11 protein-coding genes and 1 pseudogene are annotated in these 9,813 nt (G+C 65.3%); 6 read left to right on the plus strand and 6 right to left on the minus strand.

Annotated elements, in window-relative coordinates; all coding sequences use genetic code 11:
* Positions 1-55: 55 nt before the first annotated feature.
* Positions 56-1,879 carry a gamma-glutamyltransferase gene (ggt, locus tag AC5RWX_RS26210; protein WP_494099212.1) on the minus strand — a complete coding sequence of 608 codons (1,824 nt, stop codon included), beginning with the start codon at positions 1,877-1,879 and terminating at the stop codon, positions 56-58.
* Positions 1,880-2,086: 207 nt separating this feature from the next.
* On the opposite strand from ggt, the gene AC5RWX_RS26215 reads away from it, so the two are divergent.
* The 3 genes from AC5RWX_RS26215 (at position 2,087) to AC5RWX_RS26225 (ending at position 4,390) form a co-directional block, all read left to right on the plus strand.
* Positions 2,087-2,335, plus strand: a complete 249-nt coding sequence (locus tag AC5RWX_RS26215) for an SCO4226 family nickel-binding protein (protein ID WP_104043720.1) — start codon at positions 2,087-2,089, stop codon at positions 2,333-2,335.
* 93 nt (positions 2,336-2,428) lie between these two features.
* On the plus strand, positions 2,429-2,917 hold the full coding sequence (locus AC5RWX_RS26220) for a universal stress protein (RefSeq protein WP_494099205.1): 489 nt from the start codon (positions 2,429-2,431) through the stop codon (positions 2,915-2,917).
* 147 nt (positions 2,918-3,064) lie between these two features.
* Positions 3,065-4,390: an ATP-binding protein gene (locus AC5RWX_RS26225; protein WP_494099206.1), complete on the plus strand. Its 1,326-nt coding sequence runs from the start codon at positions 3,065-3,067 to the stop codon at positions 4,388-4,390.
* A 265-nt stretch (positions 4,391-4,655) separates the two neighbouring features.
* Here AC5RWX_RS26225 and AC5RWX_RS26230 read toward each other — a convergent pair whose 3' ends face one another.
* Together AC5RWX_RS26230 and gluQRS are read right to left on the minus strand one after the other, a co-directional pair.
* Positions 4,656-5,309 (minus strand): HD domain-containing protein, encoded by a 654-nt coding sequence (locus tag AC5RWX_RS26230; RefSeq protein ID WP_494099207.1) that lies wholly within the window; start codon positions 5,307-5,309, stop codon positions 4,656-4,658.
* 144 nt (positions 5,310-5,453) lie between these two features.
* Positions 5,454-6,350 (minus strand): tRNA glutamyl-Q(34) synthetase GluQRS, encoded by an 897-nt coding sequence (gene gluQRS, locus AC5RWX_RS26235; RefSeq protein ID WP_494099208.1) that lies wholly within the window; start codon positions 6,348-6,350, stop codon positions 5,454-5,456.
* A gap of 340 nt (positions 6,351-6,690) precedes the next feature.
* On the opposite strand from gluQRS, the gene AC5RWX_RS26240 reads away from it, so the two are divergent.
* Together AC5RWX_RS26240 and AC5RWX_RS26245 are read left to right on the plus strand one after the other, a co-directional pair.
* Positions 6,691-7,149: an Lrp/AsnC family transcriptional regulator gene (locus AC5RWX_RS26240; RefSeq protein WP_494099213.1), complete on the plus strand. Its 459-nt coding sequence runs from the start codon at positions 6,691-6,693 to the stop codon at positions 7,147-7,149.
* Between the two features lie 106 nt (positions 7,150-7,255).
* Positions 7,256-7,447, plus strand: a pseudogene (locus AC5RWX_RS26245) (LysE family translocator); the annotation flags it as partial.
* A gap of 33 nt (positions 7,448-7,480) precedes the next feature.
* Here AC5RWX_RS26245 and AC5RWX_RS26250 read toward each other — a convergent pair.
* The gene (locus AC5RWX_RS26250; RefSeq protein ID WP_494099209.1) at positions 7,481-8,458 is read right to left on the minus strand and encodes a hypothetical protein; all 978 of its coding nucleotides are present in this window, start codon (positions 8,456-8,458) and stop codon (positions 7,481-7,483) included.
* 153 nt (positions 8,459-8,611) lie between these two features.
* Between AC5RWX_RS26250 and AC5RWX_RS26255 the strand changes: the two genes are divergently transcribed.
* A complete protein-coding gene (locus AC5RWX_RS26255) occupies positions 8,612-8,818 on the plus strand; it encodes a hypothetical protein (RefSeq protein WP_458780199.1) in 207 nt (68 codons plus the stop codon).
* Between the two features lies 1 nt (position 8,819).
* Here the strand turns inward: AC5RWX_RS26255 and AC5RWX_RS26260 are convergent, their stop codons facing one another.
* Both AC5RWX_RS26260 and AC5RWX_RS26265 read right to left on the minus strand, forming a co-directional pair.
* Complete coding sequence (locus AC5RWX_RS26260; RefSeq protein ID WP_494099210.1) at positions 8,820-9,194, minus strand: nuclear transport factor 2 family protein; 375 nt, start codon at positions 9,192-9,194, stop codon at positions 8,820-8,822.
* Positions 9,195-9,235: 41 nt separating this feature from the next.
* Positions 9,236-9,736: a DUF456 domain-containing protein gene (locus tag AC5RWX_RS26265; protein WP_494099211.1), complete on the minus strand. Its 501-nt coding sequence runs from the start codon at positions 9,734-9,736 to the stop codon at positions 9,236-9,238.
* Positions 9,737-9,813 lie beyond the last annotated feature (77 nt).

Genomic DNA, 9,813 nt, shown 5'->3' on the forward strand with positions numbered 1-9,813 from the left:
GTTCTGAAATTCCAGAACCTGGGGTGCCGCCGTCGTTATTCAGCTTCCGGTGGGGCTAGGGTGACGGTTTGACGACCATCGCGGACCCGCCGCCGCGCCTCACCGGTTCGGCCGCAGCCACTGCCCTTCCGTCAGGGAGGAACTCGATGGCCGTGGCTGCGCCGAGTTCCGCAACGGAGCTGAACGCCGGGTGTCCGTACTGCGTCAGCTGGTCTCCATAGGCGGCAATGAATGCCGGTTCCGCCTGTGGGGTTGCCGAGTTGCGCTGCGAAGCGCGGGGCGCAGCAAGTGCGTCAGGTGTACTCATGCCGAGATCGATCCGGTTGATGAGTGTCTGCAGCACCGTGGTGATGATGGTTGCGCCACCGGGTGATCCTAGTGCCACAAAGGGCTCGCCGTCCTTCAGAACTATTGTCGGGGACATGGACGAGCGGGGTCGCTTGCCAGGCTCGATGCGGTTCGGGTCGGTTTCGCTGTACACCGGGGAGAAGTCGGTGAGCTCGTTGTTGAGAATAAAACCCCGGCCCGGGACCACAATGCCGGACCCGCCCGTCTGCTCGATGGTGAGCGTGTACTCCACCACGTTGCCCCACTTGTCGGAAACGGTCAGGTTGGTGGTGTTCACGTTCTCCGTGTCCGAATTGCCCGAAACCGCCGCCGGTTCAACGGGGCACGTGCCATCGTAGGACCCCACGTCTCCAGCAGCGACCGGCTTCGGGGCAGCCTTGGCCGGGTCAATTTCGCAGGCCCGTTCCTTGCCGAAGACGGGGTCCAGCAGCTCCTCGGTGGGAACGTCTACGAATGCCGGGTCACCGACATACTTTCCGCGGTCCGCGAATGCCAGTGCGCTTGCTTCAAGGTAGTGGTGCAGGACCTTTGGCTTGTCGTTGGCGAGAGCGGGGAGATCAAACACCCCAAGGATGTTCAGGGCTTCGCCAACAGTGGTGCCGCCGCTGCTGGAGGGCGCCATGCCGTAGACGTCGTAGCCGCGGTAGTTCACATGGGTGGGATCCTGGTCCAAAACCTTGTAGTCATCAAGGTCTTCGGTTGTCATAACGCCTGCAGGTCCGGGCAGCGTATTGGGATCCGGGTTTGTGGGTGCGTTCCGGACGGTGGAAACGATCTCCTCTGCGATCGGGCCTTCATAGAAGGCGTCGGTTCCTTCCTGGCCCAGAACACGATATGTCTCCGCCAGGTCAGGGTTCTTCAGGATGGAACCGACCACAGGAAGCTGGCCTCCCGGCAGGAACAGCTCCACAGTCGCGGCGAACGGCCTGAAACGCTCATCGTTTTCATCTGTCTGCTGGCGGAACGTTTCGTCCACCACAAACCCTTCTTCCGCCACTTCAATAGCAGGCCGCAGGGCTTCGCCAAGGCTCAGGTTTCCCCACCGCTCCAGTGCCCGCTCCCACGTTGCCGGCGTCCCGGGAACACCGACGGAAATCCCGCTGGTTGCCTGCTTGGTGAACGGATACGCCTCGGCGGTCCCGGGTTTAACAAAAGCATCCCGCGGCATCGCCGCCGGGGCAGTTTCGCGGCCGTCAATGGTACTGACCTTGCCCCTCTTCGCGTCATAGAAGACAAAGTAGCCGCCACCGCCGACACCGGCGCTGTAGGGCTCTGTCACGCCGAGGGTGGCTGCGGCGGCGACAGCGGCGTCAACGGCGTTGCCGCCCTTGCGGAGCACTTTGATGGCCGCCGCAGAGGCGTCCAGATCCACCGTGCTGACGGCGCCGCCGTACCCCGCCGCCGTGGGCGTCTTTTCGAAGGTGTCAGCCTCCCTCAAATGGGCGGAGGCCGGGCTTACTAATGCTCCAGTGGTCACGCTCATCGCCAGCGCGGCCGTCATGGCTGCAAGCCGGCATCCCAGATGTGGCATGGTTGCTCCTGAACGGGTGCGAGTGATGTGGGTCACGCTACTCCTCGGGCAGGGGACACTCAACGGCCGGGCCTACCCCCTGTTACCTGCCAGCGAAACCGGCATGCCGCCGTCGTGCGCAACCTCTTGACGCGCGCAATGCTCAGGTCTATCCTCGGCCCCATCCCGCCGTTTCAACGGCGAATCCAGTTAAGGAGCATCAGTTTCATGCCGGAATTTATGGATGTTCACCGCAACATGAACGGAATCACCAAGGAGGCCCTTCAAGCGGCCCATGACGCCGATGTCGCGATTCAAAGCGACGAAAGCGTTGAATTCAAATCTGCCTGGGCCGACCCCGAATCGGGTCTGGTCTATTGCCTGTCGGAGGCCCCCTCAGCAGATGCTGTTCGGCGTATCCATGAGCGTGCGGGTCACCCCGCAGACGAGGTCCACCCCGTTCCCATCAAGGTCTGATCAGGCAGCATAGCCCGACGGCGGCACACCCGTTCCGATTCCGGGGCCCGGAGTGCCGCCGTCGCTGGTTTCCATCGTTGAAGGAGAACCGTGATGGACAACCCGGAACCAAAAATTGTTGTAGGCGTGGACGGCTCCGATTCCTCGGTGCAGGCGCTGCGCCTGGCGGCCCGACTCGCGCCCGCCCTTAACGCGCGGATCCACGCTGTGGCCTGCTGGGATTTCCCGCAGATCTACGCTGGCTACGTCCCGCCCGACTTTGACGCCTTCGAAGCAGCCGCAGCGCATACCTTGGCCGAGGCACTGGGCAAAGCGTTCGGGCCCGACGCCCCCGTGGACATAAGTCAGGAGACAGTCCGGGGCCCGGCACCGGCCAAACTTGTGGAACTTGGTGCTGACGCCACCCTGCTGGTGGTGGGCCGCCGCGGGCACGGCGGCTTTATTGGTATGCACCTTGGGTCTGTGAGTTCAGTATGCGTCTCACACGCTGCATGCCCCGTCCTGGTGGTGCACGCCGACGTGAGCCACCGCCCTCATCACTTGTGGAAGGGCTCCAAGGGCAAAGCCGCCGTGAAGCTCTAAGCCCGCCCGCTACTCGCGTAACGCAACGCCCCTGCACCTCCCGGCGGGGAGCTGATCCCCTATGCTCAGCAGAGCGCCCCTTGGCCTTGTGGCCGTAAGGGTAGCGCTAACTGAGCAGTTCAACGACGAACCAAACCGGGAGACGGCATGACCAACTGGCGGATCAGGGACTTCCACTCAGCTGACCTCGACGGGATCCTGCACCTTTGGGAAACCCTCAAGTCGCACAACGTCGAGCCCGTGTACGCGCTGTCCGAAGTCCTCGCGTCCTGCGAGAAGGACCACGCCGTGGTGGCGGTGCAGGGCGATCAGGTGGTCGGTGCCGCCGTCGGACGCGCCGCCCACGACCAGGGCTGGATCGTCTTCCTTGCCACCCTTCCTGAATACCGCGGCCGCGGCATCGGCACCTCGCTGCTCGCCGCCGTCGAAAACCGGATGGCCCCGCACGGACTGAACAAGCTCTCCGCGCTGATGCCGGAGTCCGAAACGCGGGTGGAGGCCTTTCTGGGCCGCGGCTTCGCGCTGAAGAAGAACCTGCGCTACTTCGAGCGGACCATCCCCGTCCAGCGGCAGGAGCTCGGCGCACTGGGCCAGCTCGGCGGCCGCGTCCTGGCCCGGGACCTGTGGGAAAACGTGGCCGGCATGCGCAAGGAAAAGGAACTGCTGGAACGCCGGCTCGTCCTTCCCCTGGCCGAGGCCGACCTCGCCGACGAATTCGGCGTCATCCCGCCCCGCGCCGTGGTGCTCTTCGGCCCGCCCGGCACCGGCAAAACCACTTTCGCCAAAGCTATCGCCTCCCGCCTGGAGTGGCCCTTCGTGGAGGTGTTCCCCTCCCGGCTGGCCGCCGACCCGCAAGGCCTGGCCGGCGCCCTCCGCGAAACCTTCCTGGAGATCGCAGAGCTGGAACATGCCGTGGTGTTCATTGACGAGGTGGAAGAGATCGCCTCCCAGCGCTCGGGGGAGCCGCCGTCGCCGCTGCAGGGCGTCACCAACGAACTGCTCAAGATCATCCCGGCCTTCCGCGAACAGCCCGGCCGGCTGCTGGTCTGCGCCACCAACTTCATACGCGCCCTCGACTCCGCCTTCCTGCGCCACGGCCGCTTTGACTACGTCATCCCCATCGGGCTGCCGGACCGGCAGGCCCGCGAGGCCATGTGGCAGCGTTTCATCCCCGCCCCGGTGGTGGATGACGTGGACGTGGAGCTGCTGGTGGAAAAAACGGAGGGCTTCTCCCCCGCGGACATCGAGTACGCCGCCCGCAGCGCCTCCCAGCGGGCGCTGGAAAACGTTGTTTACGGCACGGACAGCGACGGCGGACTCGCCTCCGGCGGCACGCTTTCCGTCCGGGAGGCGATGCGGAAAGGCCCCTCCACCCAGGATTACCTGTACGCCATCGGTGACACCCGCACCACCGTCAGCGCGGAAGTGCACCAGGACTTCCTGGAGGACATCGGCGCCCTGGGCCGCGTGTAGGCACCCGCCTTCCTCACCGGCCCAGTATCGGCAGCCGGCCCCCCGGGCGGTAATCTTTGTCGCGGAAGCACATTTCGGCGGACCTGCTGGTTGTCTCCTTGACGATGTTCGCCGTGGTCTGGGCCTGGATCAAACGGAGCCAACGCGGTCATGGTGGGCGGCTATGTGACTATGCGGCTGGCGCTCACCGTTCCGATCGTGATCGATGAGCGCCGCGCCTCTCCGGCCGGTGGACGGGGACCTTGAGAAATTGTGGAGGCAGAGGCTACTGCTCCCGGGCCGTCCCAGCATCGGAGGCCGTCTCACCAAGGGCGTCCGGCTCCCCGTAGGAGAGGTTTTCGTAGTCAGTGGTATCTTCCTCGTCCAACTGGTTGTCCAGCTCCTCCAGCAGCCAAGGATTTACCCGGGCGAGGATCTTCCGGGCCTCCTCCACCTCGACGGCGGCGTACAGCACCGGACGGGCGTCGCGGTACTTGGTGACAGGGGGCTTGTCCGGCCATTTCTCCGCCAACGCCTGGACCCTCTCCGGCAGTGAGTTGTGGGCGTTGTCGGCGATCTTGACCAATGCCGCATCATGGTCCTCGGCGATTTCGCGGATCCCGGCCTGGTAGTCGTCCGGGTTTTCGTGCAGCCGGTTGGTGACGCGTTCGATGATTTCCACAGCCCGCTCGGACACACCCATGTCCAGCAACGCCTGGCGGGTTATCGGAGTGTCTTCGGCGACGTCATGCAGGTACCCGGCTATCCGGATGTCGTCATCAAAGTCGGCCAGGGCGTCGCCGACGGCGAGGACGTGTTCCCGGTACGGGCGCTTCAGCTTGTCCTTCTGCCGGTTGTGGGCCACCTCGGCAAGTACCTTGGCTGTCTCTACCGTGAACTTGGGCGCCGGGCTTTGCTCCGCGGCATGCTGGTCTGACATGTCCTAAGCGTAGGCTGAACCGGCTGCTGAGGCTCAACCGGGCCCCAACTGTCCCGGGCAGCTACTGCTTGCCCTATACGGACCCGGCGTCGTCAACGAGAGCTGACCACGCATCAAACCTGCTTTTTGTGGACAGCCGGGGAATCAGCGCCGCGCAGCCTCCATCCCGATCCACACCCACGGCTCCAGCGGGAGGATGGACGGGTCAAAGGCCCCTAACGCGTTCTCAAGTGGACCTGCCGGCAGCCCCAAAGACCCCAGCAGCCGGTCCCGCACTGCATGGGCGGGGCTTCCCGCATCCGCCAGGTCCCGGAGCGTCACCGCGCCGTCCCGCTTTGCCAGCCGGATGCCGTCGGCATTCACCACCAGGGGAACATGCGCATATTCCGGGACAGGAATACTCAGCAGCGAGGCAAGGTAGGCCTGCCGGGGCGTGGACGGGAGCAGGTCGTCGCCACGGACCACCTGGTCGATACCCTGCTCCGCATCGTCCACCACCACCGCGAGGTTGTACGCCGTCACACCATCGTTACGCCGCAGCACAAAGTCATCCACCAAGCCGGCATAGGACCCGTGAAGCAGGTCGCGGACCGTGAACTGCGCGACGCCGGCGCGCAGCCGAATCGCAGCGGGCCGGGTGGCGCGCTTGAATTCCAGCTCAGCGGGATCGAGGCGCCGGCAGGTCCCCGGATAGGCACCCTGGGGCGCATGTGGAGCAGACGGGGCCTCTTGGATTTCCCGCCGGGTGCAGAAGCACTCGTAGGTCAGTCCGGCAGCCTCCAAACGGGAAATTGCCTCGGCATAGAGGGTGCCGCGGGCAGTCTGGCGCACCACGTCGCCGTCCCACGTCACACCGATAGCCTCCAGGTCCCGCAATTGCTCCGCTTCAGCACCGGCGCGTGCGCGGTCAAGGTCCTCCACACGGAGCAGGAACTTCCTGCCGGTGGAGCGGGCGAACAGCCAGGCAAGGAGCGCCGTCCGAAGATTCCCTACATGGAGGTCGCCGGAGGGGCTGGGGGCAAAGCGGCCTGCGGAGGTCATGGGTCAACCCTATGCGGGACGGGAAGGTGTGCAGGGACAATACAAGAGCCCCTCAGCTACCGACATCGGGAATCCGGTGCGGGTGGCTCAGGGGCTCTTGCCGTGTTTGCAGAGTGACCGTGGTGTGAACAAGTGTCAATCAGCGGCGGCCTCCTTGCGGGAAGCGGTGTCCAGTTTCCGGTGGGTGTGCCGGCAGCCTGTCAGCCTGAGGGAAGCAGCGGTAGCTTTTGCCTTCGTTGCCACTATTTGAGCAGACACCCTACAGTTGGGACAACAAGCAAAGCGCCGGTTGATCAGTCTGACTAGTTGCAACCGGCCGCACCAACAGGAATTGATCACATTGCAGGAACTGGACGCCACCGACAAGCGCATTTTGCAGGGCCTGGATGATGACCCCCGGGTTCCCATCATGGTGCTGGCGCAGCGCTTGGGCCTGGCCCGCGGTACGGTGCAGAGCAGGCTGGAACGGATGACGGCGTCCGGAGCCCTGCGCCCCAACAGCAGCAGGGTGCTTCCCGCCGCCCTGGGGCGCGGGGTGGCCGCTTCCGTAAGCGCCGAACTGGACCAGAGCCACCTCAACGAGGCCATTGCGGCGCTTCGCAAGATTCCCGAGGTGCTTGAATGCCACGCGCCTGCCGGGGATACCGATCTGCTGATCCGCGTGGTCGCCACCAGCCCGGACGACCTCTACCGGGTCTCAGAGGAAATCAGGCTTTGCCCGGGCATCGTGCGGACCTCCACGAGCATGTTCCTCCGTGAGGTCATCCCATACCGCACTACCGGGTTGCTCAACAACTGACCGCTAGACCGGCGGACCCGCGTTGGACTTCAGGTTCTTCAAATAGCCTTCGGATCACGCCAGACTGCTCCCGATCGCGCAGCCGCCGGTAGCTAGGGTCAACGGTCAGTCCGGCCTGCTGGGCATGACCTTTGTGCTCCTCGCAGGGCTCGCGTATACCGCGGTCGCCCTGTTGTCCCGTACCCTGCTGCAGAACCGGCCGGGAGCTGCGCGGACGATGTCCTTGGCCAGCGCGGCAATCATGGTGGTGCTGGGCGCCGTTCTACTCGGCGAACAGCTCCTGCCCCTGTCTTCCGGGGCCCGGCTCGGCTCACCGGAAGTAGCCAGGGAACTATTCGTCGCTGAACTTCTTCCAGTCCTGTTCCCAAATCCGGCGCATCTCCTCGTCCTTGCGGATGGGAACGGGTGCTGCGATCTCCCGCTGCGGCACCGGGTCCTCGTGCCGCCTTCCCCAGTCCCTCGGATTGAGTGACCTTCGGCTGGAATCAAGGAGCAGCAGCGCCCGGTCCGTGAGGGCGTCGTTCCGCAGGGTCAGGTGCGTCTTCCGCCGCCGCAGGACCTCTGCGAGCGCCTGGTTCGCCGCGTCAAGCCGGCCCTCCCGCCGCAGGGCCCGGGCACGCACCAGCAACAGTGCGGCAGAGAGATCGTCCGCGTTGAGCAGGCCGTCGGTCCAGTCGATCACTGTCCGGCTCCGGCCTAGGGTCAACGCCAGCGAGCAGCGCGCCAAGGCCATGGGGAGCGACGGCGGCAGCCCGGAGAGGGCGTCCAGCGCAGCTTCGGTGCGCCCCGTCTCCCGGAATGAGTGTGCCAGTGCCAGGAACACGGACTCCTCGCTGAACAGGACCGGGATCTCCACACGCTCGGCCAGTTCAATGCGGGTGACGATCCTGGTGAGGTATGTGGACGAGTAGCGGTTGGCTTCGTCTTCATTTCTGGTGGTCAGCCCGCGCTGGAGGAGCTCCGATGCGCGCAGGTAGCCGCCCTGCTTGTAGACGAGCAGCCCGGACATGAGGTAGCAGAGGCCAGCCCATCCGGGATAGGCGCGCGCCAGCGTGATCAGCTGTTCGGGCTGGCGGCTCGTGAAGACCGCCTCATGCACCGCCTTGGCCGGCTTGGGCAGCATCCGCTTCAGCCGCGGGACCTCCCCGTCCACAGAAAGCAACGCCGGGTTGCGGCCGCCGAGCACACCGGTCAGCAGGCCGCCCACCCCCCCGGCGAGGTCGTGGACAGGCGTGCGCAGCTGGGGCTGGCCGAAGGGCGTGAGGTCCCGGCTGTCCCAATAGATTGGTGCAGTATCCCCGGCGGTCATCTTTCCATGCTAACCGGGACTTCCGGCAGCCGGGGCAGGCACCGAAGGTACCTCTGTGGTCACGGCCGGCCGCGCCTGCCCTTGTTCCAAGGGAAGATTTCCGGGAGGGTGGTAGGCACCCCTAGCAGTCCGTCATCAGCAAAGGAGAGCGCCATGCAAATCGACAAGACCCAGATCCTCGAACTCCTGAGGAACCAGGGAGACAACGACAAGGCCGCCCAGGCCGAGTCCGAGCTGCCGGACCAGGTGGACACCGACCAGCATGCCGGACTTCTGTCCAAGCTGGGCATTAATCCCGCCGATCTGCTGGGGAAGCTTCCCGGGGGCCTCGGGGACAAACTGGGAGGACTGGGCCTTTAGCTCAGGGCCTTTCCATAAACCACTCGGTGAAAGCGGAAGCCCGGCCGGACGGGTCGAGGCGCAGGACCCAGAGGTTGTCATAGGTGGGGCGTTCGCCCGAATAGGTGGTGACGCCCTGGATGAAGGCGGTGTTACCGTCCACACCCAACAGCTCCCAGGCGAAGGTCCAGCCGCCCGGCTCATCGCGGGCGGCGAGCCAGCCGTCGACGATTCCATCCTGCCCCTGCCATGCCTGGGGGTCATGGGGCCGTGTCTCGTACCGCGCATCCGCGGTAAAGAGTGCACGGATGTCCTCGGGCTTGTTGCTGGTCCACGCGGCCTGGTACTTGTCCATCCAGGCTTGCACATGCCCACGGGGCGAAGTTCGCTCAGTCATGGTGCCGTTGTACGCCCTGGCGCATCCGGCCCGCAAGCGCTTCAGCTGTTGGCGGCGATCCAGACGCCGACCACCCAGGTGCTGGCGGCCAGGCACGCCAGCCCGAACTCGGCGAGCATGCCCAGCCCGGTTGCTTTGAGGGCGGCCCAGCTGGAGGTCGCCGCCGTACCGATATTCCGGGTGCGGAGGAACTCGCTGAGCAGGAGGCCGGCAGCGAAACCAACGAAAAGTCCCACCACGGGAATGATGAACATTCCCACCACGCCCGTGACCAGTGCGGCGGCGATGCTCCTGCTGGGTATGGCGTGTTCCTTGAGCTTCCTGCCCGTGAGGACGGCGCCTGCCGCCATACCGGCCATCACGAACACCATGGCAATGGCGAAGACCACCCAGCCCGCCGTGCCCGCTCCGCCCCAGATGGCCCATGCCAGCAGGCTTGCTCCGATCAGGATGCTGCCGGGAAGTACGGGGATGACGGTGCCGGCCACGCCTACAACAATTGCCAGGCCACACAGGAGGGTCACCACAGTCTCCGAGTTCATGGACCCAGTCTATGTGGGGGCGGGGAGCCCCCGACTGCGGCGCCCCCGGCGCAGGGGGAGGCACCGCCGTCGTCATT

The sequence above is a fragment of the Arthrobacter sp. SPT-J7 genome (genome assembly GCF_059089965.1).